Origin of the sequence: Arthrobacter sp. LjRoot14, from assembly GCF_964253905.1 — a bacterium.
Taxonomy (GTDB): domain Bacteria; phylum Actinomycetota; class Actinomycetes; order Actinomycetales; family Micrococcaceae; genus Arthrobacter.
This window is the reverse complement of the sequence record NZ_CAXURL020000001.1, coordinates 243,774-264,601: the sequence shown is the minus strand read 5'-3', so window position 1 is coordinate 264,601 and position 20,828 is coordinate 243,774. Positions and strand designations below refer to the sequence as shown.

The 20,828-nt window shown below is 68.0% G+C and carries 18 protein-coding genes; 6 read left to right on the top strand and 12 right to left on the bottom strand.

What is annotated here, in order from left to right:
* Nucleotides 1-24: 24 nt before the first annotated feature.
* Genes ACSQ12_RS01295 through ACSQ12_RS01285 form a run of 3 tightly spaced genes read left to right on the top strand, consistent with a single transcriptional unit; the run spans nt 25 to nt 4,039 of the window.
* The gene (locus ACSQ12_RS01295; protein WP_436064014.1) at nt 25-1,371 is read left to right on the top strand and encodes an L-fuconate dehydratase; all 1,347 of its coding nucleotides are present in this window, start codon (nt 25-27) and stop codon (nt 1,369-1,371) included.
* Nucleotides 1,368-2,840 carry an aldehyde dehydrogenase (NADP(+)) gene (locus tag ACSQ12_RS01290; protein WP_436064013.1) on the top strand — a complete coding sequence of 491 codons (1,473 nt, stop codon included), beginning with the start codon at nt 1,368-1,370 and terminating at the stop codon, nt 2,838-2,840. Before ACSQ12_RS01295 ends, ACSQ12_RS01290 begins: the two co-directional genes overlap by 4 nt.
* Complete coding sequence (locus ACSQ12_RS01285) at nt 2,837-4,039, top strand: fumarylacetoacetate hydrolase family protein (protein WP_436066904.1); 1,203 nt, start codon at nt 2,837-2,839, stop codon at nt 4,037-4,039. The genes ACSQ12_RS01290 and ACSQ12_RS01285 overlap by 4 nt, the downstream gene beginning before the upstream one ends.
* Before the next feature lie 219 nt (nt 4,040-4,258).
* Here the strand turns inward: ACSQ12_RS01285 and ACSQ12_RS01280 are convergent, their stop codons facing one another.
* Nucleotides 4,259-5,263: a LacI family DNA-binding transcriptional regulator gene (locus ACSQ12_RS01280; protein WP_436064012.1), complete on the bottom strand. Its 1,005-nt coding sequence runs from the start codon at nt 5,261-5,263 to the stop codon at nt 4,259-4,261.
* A 149-nt stretch (nt 5,264-5,412) separates the two neighbouring features.
* Between ACSQ12_RS01280 and ACSQ12_RS01275 the strand changes: the two genes are divergently transcribed.
* Nucleotides 5,413-6,405, top strand: a complete 993-nt coding sequence (locus ACSQ12_RS01275; RefSeq protein ID WP_436064011.1) for a family 43 glycosylhydrolase — start codon at nt 5,413-5,415, stop codon at nt 6,403-6,405.
* On the opposite strand, the gene arfA is transcribed toward ACSQ12_RS01275, so the two are convergent.
* The gene (gene arfA / locus ACSQ12_RS01270; protein ID WP_436064010.1) at nt 6,402-7,949 is read right to left on the bottom strand and encodes an arabinosylfuranosidase ArfA; all 1,548 of its coding nucleotides are present in this window, start codon (nt 7,947-7,949) and stop codon (nt 6,402-6,404) included. The two genes, ACSQ12_RS01275 and arfA, sit on opposite strands and share 4 nt — an antisense overlap.
* A 182-nt stretch (nt 7,950-8,131) precedes the next feature.
* Between arfA and ACSQ12_RS01265 the strand changes: the two genes are divergently transcribed.
* Nucleotides 8,132-9,241 carry a S1C family serine protease gene (locus tag ACSQ12_RS01265; protein ID WP_436064009.1) on the top strand — a complete coding sequence of 370 codons (1,110 nt, stop codon included), beginning with the start codon at nt 8,132-8,134 and terminating at the stop codon, nt 9,239-9,241.
* Between the two features lie 19 nt (nt 9,242-9,260).
* Here ACSQ12_RS01265 and araA read toward each other — a convergent pair whose 3' ends face one another.
* From araA to ACSQ12_RS01230, 7 genes are all read right to left on the bottom strand, one after another.
* Complete coding sequence (gene araA, locus ACSQ12_RS01260) at nt 9,261-10,781, bottom strand: L-arabinose isomerase (RefSeq protein WP_436064008.1); 1,521 nt, start codon at nt 10,779-10,781, stop codon at nt 9,261-9,263.
* Nucleotides 10,782-10,816: 35 nt separating this feature from the next.
* Nucleotides 10,817-11,497: an L-ribulose-5-phosphate 4-epimerase gene (locus ACSQ12_RS01255; RefSeq protein ID WP_436064007.1), complete on the bottom strand. Its 681-nt coding sequence runs from the start codon at nt 11,495-11,497 to the stop codon at nt 10,817-10,819.
* Complete coding sequence (araB, locus tag ACSQ12_RS01250) at nt 11,494-13,224, bottom strand: ribulokinase (protein ID WP_436064006.1); 1,731 nt, start codon at nt 13,222-13,224, stop codon at nt 11,494-11,496. The genes ACSQ12_RS01255 and araB overlap by 4 nt, the downstream gene beginning before the upstream one ends.
* A 114-nt stretch (nt 13,225-13,338) precedes the next feature.
* On the bottom strand, nt 13,339-14,055 hold the full coding sequence (locus tag ACSQ12_RS01245) for a class F sortase (RefSeq protein WP_436064005.1): 717 nt from the start codon (nt 14,053-14,055) through the stop codon (nt 13,339-13,341).
* Between the two features lie 117 nt (nt 14,056-14,172).
* Nucleotides 14,173-15,006, bottom strand: a complete 834-nt coding sequence (locus tag ACSQ12_RS01240; RefSeq protein WP_209741615.1) for a DUF4397 domain-containing protein — start codon at nt 15,004-15,006, stop codon at nt 14,173-14,175.
* 163 nt (nt 15,007-15,169) lie between these two features.
* Nucleotides 15,170-16,195 carry a LacI family DNA-binding transcriptional regulator gene (locus tag ACSQ12_RS01235; RefSeq protein WP_436064004.1) on the bottom strand — a complete coding sequence of 342 codons (1,026 nt, stop codon included), beginning with the start codon at nt 16,193-16,195 and terminating at the stop codon, nt 15,170-15,172.
* Nucleotides 16,150-16,788, bottom strand: a complete 639-nt coding sequence (locus ACSQ12_RS01230; protein ID WP_436064003.1) for a hypothetical protein — start codon at nt 16,786-16,788, stop codon at nt 16,150-16,152. The genes ACSQ12_RS01235 and ACSQ12_RS01230 overlap by 46 nt, the downstream gene beginning before the upstream one ends.
* A gap of 95 nt (nt 16,789-16,883) precedes the next feature.
* Between ACSQ12_RS01230 and ACSQ12_RS01225 the strand changes: the two genes are divergently transcribed.
* Nucleotides 16,884-17,687 carry a dioxygenase family protein gene (locus tag ACSQ12_RS01225; RefSeq protein WP_436064002.1) on the top strand — a complete coding sequence of 268 codons (804 nt, stop codon included), beginning with the start codon at nt 16,884-16,886 and terminating at the stop codon, nt 17,685-17,687.
* 20 nt (nt 17,688-17,707) lie between these two features.
* On the opposite strand, the gene ACSQ12_RS01220 is transcribed toward ACSQ12_RS01225, so the two are convergent.
* Genes ACSQ12_RS01220 through ACSQ12_RS01210 form a run of 3 tightly spaced genes read right to left on the bottom strand, consistent with a single transcriptional unit; the run spans nt 17,708 to nt 20,799 of the window.
* A complete protein-coding gene (locus ACSQ12_RS01220; protein WP_436064001.1) occupies nt 17,708-18,919 on the bottom strand; it encodes an MFS transporter in 1,212 nt (403 codons plus the stop codon).
* Nucleotides 18,920-18,921: 2 nt separating this feature from the next.
* Nucleotides 18,922-19,368: a low molecular weight phosphatase family protein gene (locus ACSQ12_RS01215; protein ID WP_436064000.1), complete on the bottom strand. Its 447-nt coding sequence runs from the start codon at nt 19,366-19,368 to the stop codon at nt 18,922-18,924.
* A 45-nt stretch (nt 19,369-19,413) separates the two neighbouring features.
* Nucleotides 19,414-20,799, bottom strand: coding sequence for an NAD(P)-binding domain-containing protein (locus ACSQ12_RS01210; protein WP_436063999.1), 1,386 nt, complete (start codon nt 20,797-20,799; stop codon nt 19,414-19,416).
* Between the last annotated feature and the right edge of the window lie 29 nt (nt 20,800-20,828).

Genomic DNA, 20,828 nt, shown 5'->3' with positions numbered 1-20,828 from the left:
AGATCAATCCGAGAGAAGAGATCCATGCCTTCCATCACTTCCATCACCACCCAGGACGTCCGCTTTCCCACGTCCCTGGAGCTCGATGGGTCCGACGCGGTCAATGTTGACCCCGACTACTCCGCCGCCTATGTCGTCATCCGCACCGATGCGGGCGATGAGGGCCACGGCTTTGTGTTCAGCTGCGGCCGCGGCAGCGAAATCCTCACGGCGGCCATCAACTCGTACGCTGAGCTGCTTCGGGGCCGGGACATTGACGAACTGATCTACGACCTCGGCAGCGCCTCCAAGCGACTCATCCACGACTCGCAGCTCCGCTGGCTCGGCCCGGAAAAGGGCGTCACCCAGATGGCGGCCGGCGCGCTGGTCAGCGCGCTCTGGGACATCCGCGCCCGCCGCGAAAACAAGCCGCTCTGGCTGCTCCTGAGCGAAATGTCCCCGGAAGAGATCGTGGACGTCGTGGACTTCACCCACATCCGCGACGCCCTGAACCCGCAGCAGGCGCTGGACATCCTCCGGGCAGGCCAGGACGGCAAGTCCGCACGGATCGCCTCCCTCAGGACGGATGGCTACCCCGCCTACACCACCTCGCCGGGGTGGCTGGGCTACAGCGATGAGAAGCTCGTCCGGCTCAGCAAGGAGGCCGCCGCCGCCGGCTTCTCCATGATCAAGCTCAAGGTGGGCGGCGACATCGCTGACGACCGCCGCCGCATGGCCCTCGCCCGGCAGGCGGTGGGCAACCTGCCCATCGCCATCGACGCCAACCAGCGCTGGGAAGTGTCCGAGGCGATTGAATGGGTCAACCAGCTGGCCGAGTTCAATCCCTACTGGATCGAAGAGCCCACCAGCACCGACGACATCCTGGGCCATGCGGACATCCGGAAGGGAGTAGCCCCGGTCCGCGTCGCCACCGGCGAGGCCGTAGCCAGCCGCATTGTGTTCAAGCAGCTGCTGCAGGCAGGGGCCATCGACGTCCTGCAGCTGGATTCCACCCGGGTGGGCGGCGTCAACGAGAACATCGCCAACCTGCTACTCGCCGCCAAGTTCGGCGTCCCGGTCTGCCCGCATGCCGGCGGCGTTGGCCTGTGCGAACTGGTCCAGCACTTCTCCTTCTTCGACTACGCCGCCATCACCGGAAGCCAGGACGGCCGCATGATCGAATACGTGGACCACCTGCACGAACACTTCGCCGAACCGGTGCGGATCGTTGGGGGACGCTATGCCGCCCCGGAACGCCCGGGCACCGGGGCCGAGATGCTCAGCGCTTCCCGGACGCGCTGGGAATTCCCCTCCGGCCCGGGGTGGCTTGAAGTGGGCAACCGTGCCGCCGTCACCGGCGCGAGCCTTGCACCTGCCGGGGCCGGCCGATGAATACCACCGCCGGCCAGCTGAACGCATCCGTAGAGGCCGCCCACGCAGCCTTCGAGAAAGCCCGCCTGGCAGGTCCCGGAACACGGGCGTCCTGGCTTGAAGCGGTGGCCGCAGGCCTGGAAGGCGACGCCGCGGCACTCGTGGAGGTCGCGGCCGCGGAGACCCATCTCGCCGAACCCCGGCTCCAGGGCGAGCTGAAGCGCACTGTCTTCCAGCTCAGGCTCTTCGCCGACGAGATCCGCCGCGGCGAGCACTTCGACGCGACGATCGACCATGACGATGCCGCCTGGGGCATGGGACCCCGGCCCGACCTCCGCCGCTACAACGTGCCGCTCGGCGTGGTGGGCGTCTTCGGGGCGTCCAACTTCCCCTTCGCCTTCAGCGTGATGGGCGGTGACTCCGCGTCTGCCCTGGCGGCCGGCTGCGCCGTCGTCCACAAGGCGCACGACGGACACCAGGAACTTGCGGTCCGCACCGCCGAAACGGTGACCGCGGCTCTCGAGGGCGCCGGGGCGCCGTCGGGCCTCTTCTCCCTGGTCACCGGCCGCCAGGCTGCGGAGGCACTGGTTGACCACCCGCTGGTGAAGGCCATCGGGTTCACGGGTTCGACGGCGGGCGGCCGGGCTTTGTTCGACCGTGCAGCTGCGCGGCCCGAACCGATCCCGTTCTTTGGCGAACTGGGCGGCATCAATGCCGTCTTCGTCACCGGCAACGCCTGGTCCGCACGCCGCGCGGAGATCCTGGGCGGCTACGCCGGCTCCTTCACGCTGGGAATGGGTCAGTTCTGCACCAAGCCGGGCGTGCTCTTCATCCCCGCCGGGCACACTGACGAGGTCCGGGACAGCCTCCGGAACGCCCTCGCGGACTTCGCTCCGGCGCAGCTGCTCAGCGAACGGCTGCACGAAGGGTTCCGGCAGGCAGTTGCCGGGCTGCGGGACACGGCAGGCGTGCAGGTGCTGGTGGACGGCGATTTCGCTGAGGCGCCGGCACCCACGGTGTTGCTGACCACGGCCGACGCCGTCCGCCGGGACCCCGGCATCCTCCGCCAGGAAATGTTCGGGCCGGCCAGCCTGGTGGTGGAGTACAGCGACGACTCCGAACTCGCCGCCCTGGCCGGGCTCCTGGAAGGCCAGCTGACCACCACCCTGCAGGCCGAACCGGAGGACGACGTCGCCGAACTTGCCGGCAGGCTCGCGGACATCAGCGGGCGCCTGCTCTGGAACGGCTGGCCAACGGGGGTGACCGTCAGTTACGCCCAGCACCACGGCGGGCCGTACCCGGCCACGACGTCGGGCACCACCTCCGTGGGGACGGCCGCCATCCGGCGGTTCCTGCGGCCGGTGGCCTTCCAGTCTTTTCCGGAGCAGCGGCTGCCGGAGCCGTTGCGGGATGCGAACCCGTGGAACGTCCCGCAAAGGGTCGACGGCGCCTGGCGGCGGCCGTCCGCACGGCCGGACGGCCAGCTGTGACGGCGCTGCCGGCGCGGGTCGCCGCAGTCCTTCCGGAGGATGCGGAGGACGCGCTCCTCATCGGCCGTCTCTGGGATGTGGAAACCTCCGGTCCGCGGGTCGTGGGGGTGCGGGGCGGCGATGTGTTCGACCTGCAGCATCTCGCCGGCACGGTGTCGGAGCTGATGGAACGCCCGGAGCCCGCGGCGGAGGTCCGTGCAGCCATGACGGAGGCTCGGTGGAAGACGGCGGACGTCGTCAGCGCCTCGCTGGCGCAGGACACAACGCGTCCGCACCTGCTGGCGCCCGTTGACCTCCAGGTCATCAAGGCCTGCGGGGTGACGTTCGTGGACAGCATGATCGAGCGCGTCATCGAGGAGCGCTGCGGCGGGGATGCAGGCCGGGCCACCGAGATGCGTGAACTTGTGGGCAAGGCGCTGGGCGGCAGCATCGGCGAGGTCCGGCCGGGCTCCCCCGAGGCCGCCGAAGCCAAGCGGATACTGATCGCCGAAGGGCTGTGGTCGCAGTACCTCGAGGTGGGCATCGGCCCCGACCCCGAGGTCTTCACCAAGGCGCCCGTGCTGTCCTCCGTCGGCCTGGGTGCCGGTGTCGGAATTCCTGCGTTCTCTTCCTGGAACAACCCGGAGCCGGAGCTCGTGCTGATCGCCACCTCCGCGGGCAAGGTGGTGGGTGCGACACTCGGCAATGACGTGAACCTCCGCGACGTTGAAGGGCGGAGCGCCCTGTTGTTGGGCAAGGCCAAGGACAACAACGCCTCCAGCGCCCTGGGGCCGCTGATCCGGCTGTTCGACGGCGGGTTCACCCTCGAGACCCTGCGGCAGGAAGAGATCCTGCTCCGGGTGGAGGGTACGGACGGGTACCAGCTCGAAGGTCGGAACACGGTGGCCCGGATCAGCCGTCCATTCGAGGAGCTGGTGGCCGCGACCTTCGGCAGGCACCACCAGTACCCGGACGGGTTCGCGCTCTTCACGGGCACACTGTTCGCGCCCACGCAGGACCGGGACGAACCCGGGCAGGGCTTCACCCACAAGATGGGGGACGTGGTCACCATCCGCAGCAGCCATCTGGGAGCCCTGGTCAACACAGTGGGCGCAGCCGAGGAACTGCCGCCCTGGCGCTACGGGCTGCGTCAGCTGTTCGCCTACCTCGCCGGGGCGGAGCGGCCCGCTTCAGCTGTGGCCTCTGCAAGCGTCAGCTGAAGAGGCCTTCTCCGATGAAGCCGCCGGGCCTGGTGCCCGGCGGCACCGCGGCCAGGGCGGAGCCGGTGTGCTTGAGGTACTCCACGGCCAGGGTGTCCTGCTTCGCCATAGCCATCTGCATGGGCACGAAGTGCGTGCGCGGGTCCTTGACGAAGGCGATGAAGAACAGTGCGCTAATTAGCCGTACGTTACGCGCCGGCGGTCCGGTCGGGGCTGGCCCTAGGGCGCCGAGTCCCGGACCTTCAACTCGAAGCCGGCCTCGACCCGAAGGCCTTCCTCGGCCGGCTCCGCGCCTTCGATCCTGTCGATCAGTAACTTGATGGATCGCTCGGCGATTTCCGCCATGCCGGGCGACACCGTGGTGAGGGACGGTGACGCGAAACGGGCCTCGTCGATGTCGTCGAAACCTGCCACCGCAACGTCGTCCGGTACTTTGATTCCGCGAATCAGGAGCTCGTGCAGGGCACCCAGCGCCACGGTGTCATTCAGGCCGAAAACGGCGTCGAACCCGGTGCCGCTGTTGAGCAGGCCGCCGACGGCGGAGGCGCCGGCATCGCGGCGCCAGTCGCACTGCACCACCAGCGCGGGATCGAATTCCACTCCCGCAGCATCCAATGCCTGCCGGTAGCCGTTCAGGCGCAGGCCCGGACTGTCCGCCGTGTCTCCTGCCGCAGCACCCAGTACGGCGATGCGGCGCCGGCCCCCTGCAAGGAGATGGCCGGTGATTGCCGCCGCGGCTTCGGCGTTCTTCATGGTCACGAGATCGAACCGGGGATCCGCGATGTGCTCTCCCAGCATGACGACCGGCTTGGCGCCCCGGTGCGCGGCGATGGTCCCGGCATCGAGGGTCAGCGGGGTGAACAGCAGTCCGTCCGTGAGCTGGCGGAACGGGCCCTGGAGCGCGCTCAGCTCGTGCGCGGCGGTGGCCCCGGACTGCTCCACCAGGACGCGGTAGCCGCGGCCGGCCGCAACGGTCATCAGCCGGGACGCGAGTTCCGCGTAATACGGGATGGAGAGGTCGGACAGCACCAGCCCCAGCATGCGGGTTTTCCCGGAGCGCAGGCTTCGCGCCGTCAGGTTGGCTTCGTAGCCCAGTTCCGCGATGGCATCCAGCACCTTCTGCCTGGTGGCCGGCCGGATGAACTCGTAGTCGTTGAGCACATTGGACACGGTCTTCAACGAGACGCCGGCGGCGCGCGCAACGTCATTCATGGTCACAGCCACAGGTGATTCCCTTCCCGGCAACATCTTCAGCTACATCGTTGCAGACCGGCACGGTTTTTGCCCTGTCCACGACTTATACAACGTTATAGAATGAGCCCGGCCGCAGCATCCGAACCGGCCCTCCGCCCGCGAGTCCCGAAGGAACAGCCATGCCGCCTGCCACGTCCCCCCTCTTCCGCTGCCCGGTGTTCGACGGCGCCGCCGATCCCACTGTCATCCACCGCCGCGGCACCGGCGAGTGGTGGATGTTCTACACGGCCCGCCGCGCCACCCTCACCACAGGCGGCGTGGACTGGATCACCGGCACCCGGATCGGAATCGCCGTCTCCGCCGACGCCGGAGCGTCCTGGCAGTACCGCGGCGTGGTGGAGGGCCTCGATCCGGAAGACTCCCCCGGGCTTAACACGCACTGGGCCCCCGAAGTCGTGTGGCACGACGGCGAGTATCACATGTTCCTGACCTGGGGCGCGGGCGCTCCGGGCACCTGGGCCGAGCAGACGAGGCGTCGGCTTGTGCACTTCACCAGCCCCGACCTGGAGCAGTGGGAGTTCGAAAGCCGGGTGGACGTCGGCTCCGAGAACGTCATCGACGCAGCGTTTGCGGTGGTGGCGGACGGCCGCCCGCGGCTCTGGTTCAAGGACGAGGTGGACGGCTCCACCACCTGGTCGGCGGTGTCGGAAGAAACGGGTTCAAGAGGCCATTGGCGCGCCGAAGGCCAGGTGATCGGGTTGCCCGCCCACGAAGGTCCCAACGTGTTCCGGCTTGGCGGCTGGTACTGGATGGTGGTGGACGAGTGGCGCGGCCAGGCCGTGCACCGCTCGGCCGATGGCCTGGCCTGGACCCGGCAGGAAGCCGGCAACGGCCTCATCCTGGATGCACCCGGCGCCGGCGCGGACGACGCCACGTACGGGCGGCACGCGGATGTGGTCACCCAGGGCGGCCACGCCTACATCTTCTACTTCACGCATCCGGAATGGCAGGACACCGAGATGGCCAACGGCCTGGCGGATCCGGCCCGGGCTGTCCGGGAGCAGCGCACCAGCATCCACGCGGCACGGCTGCATGTGGAAGGGGACGTCCTGGTCTGCACACGCGACCTGGACGCCCCCGTCCACCTTGACCCGGCGTTGCTCGAGGACTAGCTGGCCGCCCCGTCGACGGCCAGGCGGATCATGCTCCAGGAGACGGCGGGGAGCTCGGCGGTGAGCCGGCCGCCGTCGAGCTTTACGCTGACGTTTTCGCCGGGCAGCACCGAGGTGGAGTCATCCGCCGTGGCCTGCCAGTACGGGTCCTTGTTGGCATAGGTGACCGCCTCGATGACCTTCGCGTTGCCCAGCCCGGCGACGGCGGCGCTCAACGTGAGCGAGTCCGCGGCCGAACGGTTCACGGCAAACACCACGGCTTCACCCGACTCGGCGTCGAAGGTCGCCACGGCGGACAGCGCGGCGAAGTCCGCGGTCTTGCCGCCGCTGAGCAGCGGGGACTCGACGGCGAGCTGCAGCACCGTGCCCCTGGCGTGCTCCGACGTCAGGGCGAACGGATGGAAGGTGGTCTGCTTCCAGGCGCGGCCGCCGGGTTCCGTCATGATCGGGGCAATCACATTGACCAGCTGCGCCAGGCTGGCGGAGTGGACGCGGTCGGTGTTGCGGAGCAGCGTGATGAGGAGATCACCGACAACCACGGCATCCGCCACGGTGTACCGGTCCTCAAGCAGCACGGGCGCCACCGGCCAGTCCTTGCCGGCGGGCGACTTCGATTCGTCGCGGCTCATGTGCCAGACGTTCCACTCGTCGAAGGAGATGTTCACCTGTTTGGTGGACTTCTTGACCGACTTCACATGGTCGATATGCGCCACGATGTCCTTGATGAACGCCTCCATCCGATGCCCGGATGAGAGGTGCTCCTGCAGGTCGCCGAAGTCCTCGAAGTACTGGTGCGCCGAGATCATGTCCACGAGGTCGTAGGTTTCGGTGAGGACCACGCGCTCCCACTCGCCGAACGTGGGCATGCTCGGAGCGGAACTGCCACAGGCCACGAGCTCCAGGTCGGGCTCCACCATCCGCATGGCGCGGGCGGTGTCGGCGGCGAGCCGGCCGTATTCGGTGGCGTTCTTGTGGCCGATCTGCCAGAAGCCGTCCATCTCGTTGCCCAGGCACCACATTTTGATGCCGTAGCCGTTTTCGGCCCCGTTGGCCCGGCGCTGGTCGGAGAAGGCGGTGCCGCCGTCGATATTGCAGTATTCGAGCAGGTCCAGGGCTTCCTGGGTCCCGCGGGTACCCAGGTTCACCGCCATCATCGGCTCGACGCCGGCCTTGGCGGACCATTTGGCAAACTCGTCCACGCCCACATGGTTGGGGTCGGTGGAGTGCCAGGCCAGGTCCAGCCGGGCCGGCCGCTGCTCCACCGGCCCCACGCCGTCCTCCCAGCGGTAGCCGGAGACGAAGTTCCCGCCCGGATAGCGCACCGTGGACACGCCCAGCTCGCGGGTGAGTTCCAGGACGTCGGTCCGGAAGCCGTCCCCGTCAGCCTTGGGGTGGCCCGGCTCGAAGATGCCGGTGTAGACGCAGCGGCCCAGGTGCTCCACAAACGCGCCGAAGGTGCGGCGCCGGACCGGCCCCACGGTGAAGGCCGGGTCCAGGGTGATCTTGGCAGTTGTCTTGCCTGCGGCAGATTCGCTAGTGCTCACGTAAACATCCTCGTTTTCTCATCTTCTACAACGTTATAGAAAACAATTGTTAGCGTTCATCATCCGGACGTCAAGAGGGGACTTCCGGACCTATGGCCCCCATGGGCCGGCGGGCTACTTTTTAAGGGCCCGGATCTGCGGGACCGGCGCCTCTGAAGACCAGGCCAGCGAAAGGGAGTCCGATGATCTCATCGCGAGCCGGAACCCGTGTCCGGGCGGGCGTCCGGGCCGGTGTAGCCCTGACCGTGTTGGCAATCCTTGGCTCCGGCATGGCCGGATGCACGGGGGCAGACCAGCGCCCGGCCCCTTCCGCCTCGTCAACTGCAGTATCCACAGCTCAAGGCTCCTCCGGGACAGCCCTTGCCACCCAGCCGGGCACGCCGCAGGCCGCCGCGGACATCCCGTCCATCGTGGAGAATGTCCAGCCGTCCGTTGTCACGGTGCTCACCAACGGCGGGCTGGGCAGCGGCGTGGTCTTCACGGCGGAGGGACTGATCCTCACCAACGAGCATGTGGTGCGGGGCAACACCGACGTGGAGATCGCCTTTGCTGACGGCCAGCGGGTTGCGGGCACCGTCAAGGCCACGGATGCCATTTCGGACCTGGCCCTCGTGGAGGCGAAGCGCACGGGGCTTCCTGCCGCGAAGTTCCAGTCCGAACTCCCCCGGGTGGGCGAACTGGCAATCGTGATCGGCTCGCCGCTGGGCTTCGAAAACACGGCGACGGCGGGAATCATCTCCGGCTTGCACCGCGAGATCCCGGGCTCGGCGGCCAGCAGCCAGTCGCTGGTGGACCTGATCCAGACTGATGCGGCCATCAGCCCCGGGAACTCCGGCGGCGCCGTGGTGAATGCCCGGGGCGAGGTGATCGGCATCAGTGAGGCGTACATCCCGCCGCAGTCCGGGGCGGTGGCGCTGGGCTTCGCGATCCCCGCGGCGACCGCCGTCCGGGTGGCCGAGCAGCTGCGCGAGGACGGGACCGCGGACCACGCCTTCATCGGCGTCCGCCCGGGTGCGATCACCTCACAGATCGCAGACACGCTGGGACTCGAAAACACCCGCGGTGCCCTGGTGCTCTCGGTGGTGGACGGCGGACCCGCGGACCGTGCGGGCATCCGGCCCGGGGACCTCCTTGTCTCCTTGGACGGCAAGGAACTGGCCTCACCCGAGGACCTGCTCGCCGAACTCCGCGGCAAGAACCCGGACCAGACCGTTAACGTCGGATACCGCCGGGGTACGGAATCCAAGGAAGCCAAAGTCATCCTCGCTGCCCGCCCCGCCTCGGAGGGATGAGCGGACAGCGGAGTAGCCCCTACAGCCCGCCAGCCAGCTTGTAGTAGGCCGCGTTCCAGTTCAGTTCCTTCTTGAACTGCCTGATGGTGGTGCCTTCGTCGATGGTCAGCAGTTCGGTCTTCGCAATTTCGGCGAAGTCCTCGAACACGTCCATGCCCACGGCGGTGGACAGCACCGTGTGGTGCGCCGCGCCGGCGGTGAGCCAGGCCGCGGCGGAAGTGGCGAAGTCCGGCTTGGGAGACCACAGGGCCCGGGCCACCGGCAGGTTGGGCAGCGGCTCGTCCAGGTCCACCACGTCGACGGCATTCGCCACAAGGCGGAAACGGTCGCGCATGTCGGACAGCGCCACCACTACTCCGGGGCCGGCGTCGGTGTCGAACACCATGCGGACGGGATCTTCCTTGCCGCCGATGCCCAGCGGGTGGATCTCGACGCGCGGCCTGGTGGCGGTCAGCGACGGGCAGACCTCCAGCATGTGCGCACCCAGGATCTTCTCCTGGCCGGGGGCGAGGTGGTAGGTGTAGTCCTCCATAAGCGAAGCTCCGCCGGGCAGTCCTGCACCCATCACTTTGGCGGCGCGCACCAGGATGGCGGTCTTCCAGTCGCCCTCGGCGCCGAAGCCGTAGCCGTCCGCCATCAGCCGCTGCACGGCCATGCCGGGCAACTGGCGCAGTTCGCCCAGGTCCTCAAAGGAGGTGGTGAACGCGGCCGAGCCGTTGGCCTCCAGGAAACTCCGCAGGCCGAGTTCGATCCGGGCGCTGTAGCGCAGCGATTGGTGCCGCGCTCCCCCGGCCTGCAACTCGGGGACCACGTCGTAGAGGCGCTCGTACTCCGCAACGAGCGCGTCGACGTCGGACTCCGCAGCGCCGTGCACGGCGTCGGCGAGCTCGTTCACGGACCAGGTGTTCACCGAGACGCCGAAGCGGAGCTCGGCCTCGGTCTTGTCACCTTCGGTGACGGCCACGTTGCGCATGTTGTCGCCGAAACGGGTCAGTTTCAGGGTGCGGACGGCGGCCCAGCCCGCGGACGCCCGCTGCCAGACGCCCACCTGGCGGGTGACCTCCGGGTTGGACACGTGGCCCACCACGGTCTTGCGGGGGATGCCCAGACGGGACTGGATGTAGCCGAACTCGCGGTCGCCGTGGGCGGCCTGGTTGAGGTTCATGAAGTCGAAATCGATGTCCGCCCAGGGCAGCTCGACGTTCGCCTGGGTGTGCAGGTGCAGCAGCGGTTTGCGCAGCAGGTCCAGGCCCTGGATCCACATCTTGGCCGGGCTGAACGTATGCATCCAGGCGGTCACCCCGATGACGGAATCGTCGGAGTTCGCTTCCAGCGCGGTGCGGCGGATGGCTTCCGAATCAGTGAGGACGGGCTTCCAGACCACCTTGACCGGGACATCGGAGGAGTCGTTCAGTGCGGCGGCAATCTCCTGCGACTGCGCTGCGACCTGCTTGAGGACGTCCTCGCCGTACAGGTGCTGGCTGCCGGTGAGGAACCAGACCTCGTACTGCTGGAGGGACGTGTTGTTTGCGTTGCTCATGGGGGTTCTCCTGAAGAAACGGGCGCGCTGCGGCGCTACTGGCCGTAGACGTTCTGGTAGCGGGCATAGAGGGATTCGATGCTGTCCTGGTCGATGGGCAGCGGTTCGCCCAGCTGGCGGGAGATGTGGACGGTGCGCGCCACTTCCTCGCACATCACGGCGGCCTTCACCGCGGATCTGGCGTCCTTGCCGATGGTGAACGGGCCGTGGTTCTGCATCAGGACCGCGGGGGATGTGGAGTTCCGCAAGGTTTCCACAATCCCCTGGCCGATCGAGTCATCGCCGATCAGCGCGAAGGGGCCCACCGGGATGCTGCCGCCGAACTCGTCGCTCATCATCGTGAGCACGCACGGGATAGCTTCGCCGCGGGCCGCCCACGCCGTGGCGTAGGTGGAGTGCGTGTGCACCACGCCGCCCACTTCCGGCATATGCCGGTAGACGTATGCATGCGCAGCAGTGTCCGACGACGGCGAGAACGGCGGATTGCCCCACTCCCCGTCCGCCGGGGTGCCGTAGAGGTCGGTGACAACCATGCTCCCGGGGGTGAGGTCCGCATAGGAGACTCCGGACGGCTTGATCACCATCAGGTCGTGGCCGGGAACCCGGGCGGAGACGTTGCCGGCCGTCCACACCACCAGTTCGTAGCGCGTGAGCTCGGCGTGAAGGTCGCAGACCTCGCGGCGGACCTGCGCGATGGTTTCGAGGAGGTGGCTCATGCGGACACCTGCTCTGTGGCATGGTCAGGGGCCGCCAACGACGGCCTGGCCGCACGCTGGATGGCTTTGAGCCGGTGCATTACGCTGTTGGTGCCGCGGCCGAAGTAGTCATGCAGCGCCCGGTACTCGCGGAAAAGTTCTTCGTAGGCGGCAACATTTTCCGGAATCGGAAGATAAATCCCGCCGGGCTCTGAGCCCATGGCGGCCGAAGCGGCGCGGACGTCCGGGTATTCACCCGCCGCGACGGCGGCGTGGATGGCGGAGCCCAACGCAGGCCCCTGGGCGGAACCGATGGTGGACAGCGGCAGGCCTGTGACGTCGGCATAGATCTGCATGAGGAGCCTGTTCTTCAGCAGGCCGCCGGCCACGATGAATTCTTTGACCGGAACTCCCGAGTCGCGGAAGGCGTCCACGATGGTGCGTGTGCCGAAGGCCGTGGCTTCCAGCAAGGCCCGGTAGCTGTCTTCGGGGCGGGTGGCGAGGGTCTGGCCCACCACCACGCCGGACAGTTCATGGTCCACCAGCACGGAGCGGTTGCCGGAGTGCCAGTCCAGGGCGATCAGCCCGTGTTCGCCGATGGCCTGGCGGGAGGCGAGGTCCGTAAGGTATTCGTGGATGCCCAGCCCCTGCCCGGCGGCAGCCTGGTGGTATTCGGGCGGGACGCCGTTGTTGGTGAACCAGCCGAAGATGTCGCCCACCCCGCTCTGGCCCGCTTCGTAGCCCCACAGTCCGTCAACGATGCCACCGTCCACCACGCCGCACATGCCAGGGACTTCCCGCAGCTCGGCGCCGTTCATGACGTGGCAGGTGGAGGTGCCCATGATGGCCACCAGCTGACCGGGCTCCACGGCCTTCGCGGCGGGGGCCGTGACGTGGGCGTCCACATTGCCCACCGCGACGGCGATGCCTTCCGGCAGCCCGGTCCAGGCCGCGGCCTCGGCCGTCAGCCTGCCTGCGGCGTCGCCCAGCCGCCCGATGGGGTGTTCGAGCTTGGTGCTGACAAAATCCTTGAAGTCCGGATTCAGGGCGGCCAGGAATTCCTCGGACGGGTATCTGCCGTCCTGGTAAATGCCCTTGTACCCGGCGGTGCAGGCATTGCGGACGTAGTTGCCGCAGAGCTGCCACACGATCCAGTCGGCGGCCTCCACCCAGTGGTCCATTGCGGCGTACGCTCCCGGGTCCTCCTCCAGCAGCTGGAGCCCCTTGGCGAACTCCCATTCGGAGGAAATGAGCCCCCCGTAGCGCGGCAGCCAGCTTTCTCCGCGGTCGGCGGCAAGGGCGTTGATCCGGTCCGCCTGCGGCTGGGCGGCATGGTGGCGCCACAGTTTCACATAGGCGTGCGGCCGGTTCGCGAAGCCGGAAAGTTCATTCAACGGTGTGCCATCGGCCCTGACCGGGACCATGGTGCAGGCGGTGAAGTCGGTGGCGATGCCCACCACGGCGGCGGGGGCGATCCCTGCGTCGGCAATGGCAGCGGGCACCGCCCGGCGCAACACCTCGCGGTAGTCATCCGGCACCTGCAGGGCCCATTCCCCGGGAAGCCGTTCGGCGCCGTCGCCCGCCAGGTCCGCCGGAAGGGAGTCGGTGACCACGGCGTGGGGATATTCGAACACGCCGCTGCCCAGTTCCTTGCCGTCCCGGACCCGGACCACCACGGCCCGCCCGGACAGCGTGCCGTAGTCGACGCCGATCACGTAGCTGTCTGAACCGTCTGCTGTGACGTCCATCAATTCCTCCCATAGTCTCCGCCGCTCTGCGGTTGCCTTAATTGTTAGCGCTAACAAACAGAAAGTCAACAGAGGAAGAAGTCAACAGAGAAAGGAGTTCCGAAGGAGCACCGCTCACTCAAGGACGGCGGTGACAATCACATTGTCGCTGTAGTCCATTCGCTCCTGCAGCCACCTGCCCCCGCAGGTGACCACTTTGAGTTCATGCGGACCGGAACGGCGGAAAAGTGAATCACCATCGAAGCTATCTTTGGCCATCAGCTCCACACTGACCACCCGGTAGTTCAGCGCGGGCGCGCCCTGGCGTCCCACCTGGACCGCAGTCCCCGGCGCCAGTGTCTTTAATTGCGAAAAGGGCGCCCTCTCGGAGGTTGTGTCAATGTGCCCTGCGATCACCGCTGTCCCGGCAGCCGCTCCTGGGGCCGGCCCAAACCTGTACCACCCGGCCTGGTCGAAGGCCTCAGGGATCTCCATGGCCCTGTCGGATGAGACCCCCACCGGCACCACTGCCATGTTGATGGACGTTCCGGCCACAGAGAGTGAGATCGGGGCCGGCGCCGCCTCAGCAGCTGCCGGCAGGCTGGCCGGCCGCTGTGGAATGGATTCCTTGTTCTGACCAGCATGCCGCGAGGCGCCAGGTGCCGCGGCAGGCGGGGACGGAGTCGCGGCCGGCAAGGCACCTTCGCTCGTCACTGCCGCCGAGGGCTGCGGGACGGGCACGGAGGGAGCGCACGCCGCGAGCAGGAGCGCCGCTGCGGCCACGGCGGCAGCCTTGGGCGGAAAGGAATAACGACGGCGGAACGCCCCTGCCGTCGCGGTGCCTGGCTTCATGACCGGCCTTCCCCGACGCAAGCCCCGTCAGGGCTTGCAACGTTGGTTGATGAGGACTGCGGCCCGGCCGTCCGACGCGCGTCGGACGGCCGGGCCTCCTGCTGCCGTGCTGCCTTGCTAGCCTGCCCGCCGGGCGGCAATGGTGCGGGCTACACCCACGCCCCCGAGGAGCAGCGCAAGGGCTGCGGCACCGAACCCGACCGTCACGACGGCCGGTCCTGCCGCCGAGGTCCCGGACGAGCCGTCACGGGCTCCCGGGACCGAACCCGGCGCGGAATGCAGCCCCTCGATGGTCTGCACGGCCAGCTGGAGATTGCTGTCCGCCAGGCTTCCCCAGGCGTAGACAATCGTGTGCGTGCCTTCGGCCACAGTGACGTCAGCAGGGCCAATCACCGGCGTGGTGGTTCCGGTCGCCGCCACTGCTGCGGAGATAGTGGCGGGGTCCAGGCTGAGAGTCTGCTCGCTGGGGTTGGCCAGGTTGGAAACAACGGCTGTTCCGCCGGCAAGGACATCCACGGCAGGCGCCGCAGCTGCGTGCCGGACGGTCAACTTGCCCTTGCCTGCCGCGATCTGCGAGACGTCATTGGTAAAGAAGTTCGCCGTCGGCTTGCCCGCCGCGTCGAGGTTGGCTACTGCGGTGTAGTTTCCGCTCGCGGCGAGCGTCACGGTGACTGGACCGATGACAGGAGCCGACGCATCGGCGGCGTCCGAGGCAGTGATGGCGAGTTCGTAGGCACCGGCCGGCAGCGAGAGCGGCCCGGCAAGGGTTCCGGGAGCGAAATCGTCAAGGGTGCGGTCGCCGTTGACCCAGACATCCACGGTGAGCCCGGGAACGCCGTGCAGCACCGAAAGCCGGGCGTCTCCGTCGGCGGCCTGGGCCGGGCCGGCGAGAGCGATTGCTGCCGCGATTGCGGCTGCTCCGGCGCCGGCTGTGAAAATGCTTGTGCGCATGTCCTTCTCCTTCATCGGCCCGGCTGGCGGGCAATTGTGCTTACACCCCTAACTACCGGCGCAGCATCAAATCTGGATGCACATGCATATAAATTTCTTGAAAAAGGTCTGGTTTCGCAGGGGCCGGGAGGCAGCGCCCGACATATTGCCGGGAAGGGCGTCGTCAGCGGCGACTGGCGTCCGGTCGGGCCGTGCTTGCACGCACCACTATCCGAGGTTCCACCACGGTTGTTCCCGCCGCCGCGCCGTCTTCCAGCAGCGCCAGCATCATATCCATGCAGCGGCGGCCAAGCTCCTCGAAGTCCTGGCGGACAGTGGTGAGCGGCGGGGTGAAATAGCCGGCTTCCGGCTGGTCGTCGAAACCCACCACTGAGACGTCCTGGGGCACCCGCACGCCCGCTTCACTGAAGGCGCGCAAGACCCCGAGCGCCATCTGGTCGTTGCCCACGAATACCGCGGTGGCGGTCCGCTCGACGGCGAGCTTCTGGCCGATGCCATAGCCGCTGCCCGCGCTCCAGTCCCCCTCGACGAGAAGGTCGTCAGCCAGTCCCGCCTGCGCCAGCGCCTCACGCCAGCCTTCGGTACGCTCCGAGCCGTCGATCCAGTCCTGCGGTCCGGATATGTGTCCGATTCGCTGGTGGCCCTGCTCGATCAAATGCGCGACGGCCAGCCGCGCACCCATCTTCTGGTCCACCATGGCGCCGCTGAACCGGCCCTCACCGCTGGAGCCCACCACCACCACGGGCACGTCCAGGTTCAGCTGCTCCAATGCCTGCAGGGTTCCGGCGTGCGGCACCAGGGCCACAATGCCGTCCACACCCTGGTCCATAAAATGGCGCGCGGCATCGGCGATCGATTCCGCGCTGACCTCGCGGATGGCCGCGATGCTCACGAAGTAGCCGGCATCGCGGGCAGCCTGCTCCACGCCAAGGAGCGTGTTGGCGGGTCCGTACTGGGACAACTCGCTGGCCAGGACGCCGATGGTATGCGAACGCCGCGTCACCAGGCTGCGCGCCGCGGTGTTCCGCCGGTATCCCAGCTCGGCAATGGCCGCCTCAACGCGCTCCCTGGTTGCCTTGCTCACGTTGGGGTGGTTGTTGATGACGCGGGATACCGTTTGGTGCGAGACGCCGGCGCGTTCCGCTACATCTTCAAGTCGCGGAAGGCGCCGCTCGCTGCTGTTGGCCATGAAGCTATTGTGCGCGAGCCTGCAGCGCATCCGCGAAAACGCTCGGGATGTCCGCCGAATTCCTCGCAACATAGCTGGTGCCGCCGGTGGCTCTGCAATCTTCCGGAGGGTCTCGGCATCCGCATCCTCGGTGACGCCGATGCTGACAACCACCACAGGCCTGGCGGGGTCCCGTTCGCGCTCGAGGGCTTCGAGGAGTTCCTCGAGGCTGAGGGAGTCCGGGTCTTCCTGATGGGATCGAGCTCTACGTAGTCCTGGCTGCCGCCTCCCAGTCCAATGGAGAACGCCCACATCCCCAAAGCGGCGGTGTCGGGGAACAGCTTGCTGCCCGCTATGGCCGCCTGTTGCGTGAGCTGCATGCGGGTCTGTTCGCCAGCCTGGAAGTTCATCGAGCCGGAGACGTCCATGACCACCAGCGACCTGAAGGGGATGGCCCGGAGGGACCAGCCCTTCAGCGCCCGCTCCACGGATTCCGGCGAGGCAGGCTTCAGGGCCGCGACACTGCCCACGCCCGCCTGCTCCGGGGTGCGGCTGCCGTCCACGGGCCTGAGGCCGCTGTCGGCGAGCGCCTTCTTTCCCTCCCCGGTTGCCATCGCGGACGCCGGGCGTCGACGGCCTCGCCGGCCACTTCCTGATCCAGTCCGGACTAATGGTTGAAGATTCAAGTAAAAGCTTCTAGAATGGAGATATGACGCAGACACTTGACCGCCCGCCCGTTCTCTTCCTGAGCCACGGCGCGCCTCCCCTGGCCGACGACGCGCGCTGGACCAGTGAGCTCAGCGCCTGGTCCGGCGCCTTCGGCAAGCCGAAGGACATCCTGATGGTGTCCGCACATTGGGAAAACGCCCCGGTGACCCTCAGCGCCACCACACGGAACCCCGGACTCGTCTACGACTTCTGGGGCTTCCCGCAGAAGTACTACGACGTCAGCTACGACGCCCCCCGGGCGGTGGAACTCGCCAATGAGGTGGAGAAGCTCGTTTCCACCCATGGCCACCACGTGGAACGCGACGAGGAACGCGGCCTGGACCACGGCGCCTACGTGCCGCTCGTGGAAATGTATCCGGAAGCTGATATCCCGGTGCTCCAGATGTCCATGCCCACCCTGGATCCGCAAGGCCTGTTCAATCTAGGCAAGACGCTGGCCCCGCTGCGGGACCGCGGCACGCTTATCGTCGGTTCCGGCTTCACCACGCATAACCTGCGCTGGTTCAACCCGGCCGGCGGCCCGGACACCGCGCCGCCGGCCGCTTCGAGCGAATTCGACCACTGGGCTCAGGAAACCATGGCGGCCGGCGATGTCGATTCGATCCTGGATTTCCTGCACAAGGCACCGGCAGCGTTGGAGGCGCATCCGCGCAGCGAGCACTGGGCACCGCTTTATGTGGCCCTCGGTGCCGCCTACGGGTCCGGCGACCTGAACGCCAAAACGGCTATCGACGGCTTCTGGTTCGGGCTCTCCAAGCGCTCCTGGACGCTGACCGGGAAATAGCGGGCGCTAGCGGGGCGGGTTTAGGAAGGGATCGTCCGCGGGCGTCGTGAGGCGACGACGGCGATGACGGCTGCGGTCCCCGTGGCGGCGGCCGCGGCGTAGGCCATGTTTGTGTAACTTCCGAGCCAGGCTGCCAGTGCAGGTCCGGCGGCCGGGGTGATGGCGGTGACAGCTGTGAGCGGCGCGGCGAACAGTCCCTGCAAGGTGCCAAGATTTTGTGTTCCCCACCGGTCAGCGACGACAGTGGCCTGCAGCAGGGTCTGGCACCCTCTGACCGCACCCGCGAGCATGCCGGCGGCCATCAGCGCGGGGACCGGCCCGGGCATGACGGCGAGGAGCAGGACGGCGCCTGTGGCGGTACCGGTGATGACCGGCAGCCGCGCGCCGGACGGGATGGTGCCGAATAGCAGACGTCCGCCAACCTGTCCGGCGCCCACGAGGCCGAGCCCGAGCGCGGCCGTGGTGTAGTCGGCTCCCTTTTCGATCAGCAGGGGGATGACATTCAACGTCACGGTATAAAGACCGAGGCACAACAGGAGCATGAGGACCTGCAAGCCAAGGAATTCACCACTGCGCCTGATGGTGCGCACTGCGTCCCGTCGCTCAGCCGCAGGGGGTGTGATAACGGCCGGTGCCCAGTCCCGGTTCAAGTAGCGGGCATGCAACGGCACGGTGATGATCCCAAGGATCCCGGCGAGGATGATGAAGGCGCCTCTCCAGCCGAACGCGGAGCCCAGGGCCGCGGTGAAGGGCGCGAAAATGGTGGATGCGAACCCGGCGACGAGGGTCAGCACCGTCAGCGGCCGCATGCGCGCAGGCCCGTACCAGCGGCTGATCACCGTGAAGGCCGGCTGGTACAGCACGGCGGCCTGCGCGGCGCCGACGAGCAGCCAGGCCACAAAGAATACGGGCAGGTTCGGTGCCACCGACACCATGGCCAGGGCCAGCACTCCGATGAGGGATCCGCCGATCATCAGCCTGCGGGGCCCGGTCCTGTCGAGGACCCTGCCGACGGAGATCCCGGACACCGCGGAAACCAGCAGGCCGGCCGAAAACGCGCCCGTCACGGCGGCCGGGCCCCAGCCGGTGTCCTGGCTGATGCGCGGGACTGCCGCGATCAAGGCGTAGTACAGCGCGCCCCACGCGGTGGTCTGGGTGACGCACATCGCGGCGAGTCCGCCGCGCGGTGCACCCTCCGCGACGAGGATCCGGGCGGGAGCGGGCGCCGGCACGGTCAGTTACCGGTCAGCTCCGCATACAGCTTCCGGACGCGCGCCCTGATGTCATCCCGGACCAGGCGCATGCGTTCCATGCCTTCGATGCCGCGCTCGGAGGGCTCGTCCGTATCCCAGAACTCAAGCCGCTTGCCCGCGTGGGCTTCGACTTTCGCCTCGTTGCCCAAGACGATGACGACGTCGACCGCGTCCAGGACGTCGTCGGTGACGGGTTTGGGGTGTTCCCCCGTGATGTCGATGCCGAGCTCTGCCAGCGCGTCCACGGACTGGGGGTTCAGCGACTTGCCGGGTTTCGTCCCGGCGGAGTGCACCGTGACGGTTCCGGCGGCGAGCTGGTTCATCAGTCCGGCGGCGAGCTGGGACTTCCCGCCATTCTTACTGCATACGAACAGGACGCCGGGCTTTTTGTCCTGCCGGTCCGGGCGGTGTTCGGGGTGGTCGGTCATGTCGGTACTCCAGTGTGGTCGGTTGGTGAAAGCTTCGGAAGGAGGTCAGTTGTCGGCGGAGCGGCCGTGGGCCAGGCCCGTGGGGAATCCGACGAGGACCGGCTCGGGCGTTCCGCAGCAGCCGCCGGAGGTCTCGGCCACAAAACCTGCAGGCTGGACCGCGGGGATGTCGCAGCTGGTGCCGATATCGGAGGAGCAGACACCGGTTTCGGGCAGCTCGAGCTGGACGGTGTCGGCAGCCTTCCGGTCCCCTGCCAAGGCTGCGGTGACGGAGCGTACCTGCTCGTAGCCGGTGGCGAGCAGGAAGGTCGGGGCACGGCCGTAGGACTTCATGCCCACGATGTAGAAGTCGGCTTCCGGGTGGGCCAGCATTCTGGCACCGTGGGGTTCGACCGTGCCGCAGGAGTGGAATTCGGGGTCGATCAGCGGGCCGAGCTCACGCGGGGCTTCCACACCGGGGTCGAGTTCCAGCCGGAGTTCACGGAGGATGCCCAGGTCCGGGCGGAAGCCGGTGGCCGGAACCACGACGTCGGTTTCGAGGGTGCGGCCGTCGGTTGAGGTCAGGGTGACGGCGCCCTCGGCAGCCGTCAGGGATGCGATCCCGAAGCCGGCGTGAAGTTCCACGGCACCGGACTCGACGAGGCCGCGGAGCCGGCTGCCGAGCTGGCCGCGGGCAGCAAGGCCGTCAGCGTCACCGCCGCCGTAGACCTTGGCAGCGGAGGTGCCGCGGATGGCCCACACGATCTTCGTCCCGGGCACCTGGGCCGCGAGCTCGGAGAGATTGATCAGGGTGTTGGCGGCCGAGTGGCCGGCCCCGACGACGACGGCGGTGCGCCCGGCAAAGGCTGCACGGTCACGGCCCAGCACGTCAGGCAGCGGGGAGGAGATGCGGGCGGCCGCATCAGCCTCGCCGAGGGCCGGCAGGCCGGAGGTGCCGAGCGGGTTGCGCGTGGACCAGGTGCCGGAGGCGTCGATGACGGCGGCAGCCCGGTAGTCGCGGACTTCGCCGTCGGCGTGTTCCACCCGGACCACGAAGGGTGTGGTGTTCCGGTTGCGGCTGTGGGTTTTGTCCATGCCGTGCCGGGTCACAGCCACCACACGGGCGCCCGTGTGCAAGCGGGACGCGATGGCGGGAAGTGCGGCCAAGGGGGCGAGGTAGTGATCGATGAATTCACCGCCGGTGGGCAGCGCCGTCGGCTCCGGTGATTCCCAGCCGGTCCCGGTGAGCAGGCGGACGGCTGCAGCGTCAGTGTTGTACTGCCATGGCGAGAACAGCCGGATGTGGCGCCACTGCTCGATGGCAGAGGCAGGAGCCGCGCCGGCCTCAAGGATCAGCGGCTCCAAACCTCGTTCGATGAGGTGCGCTGCCGCGGCGAGGCCGATGGGCCCGGCTCCGATGACAGCTACGGGAAGGATTGTTGTTACATCCATGGTGTCCTCTGTTTCATCCGGCGGGGGCC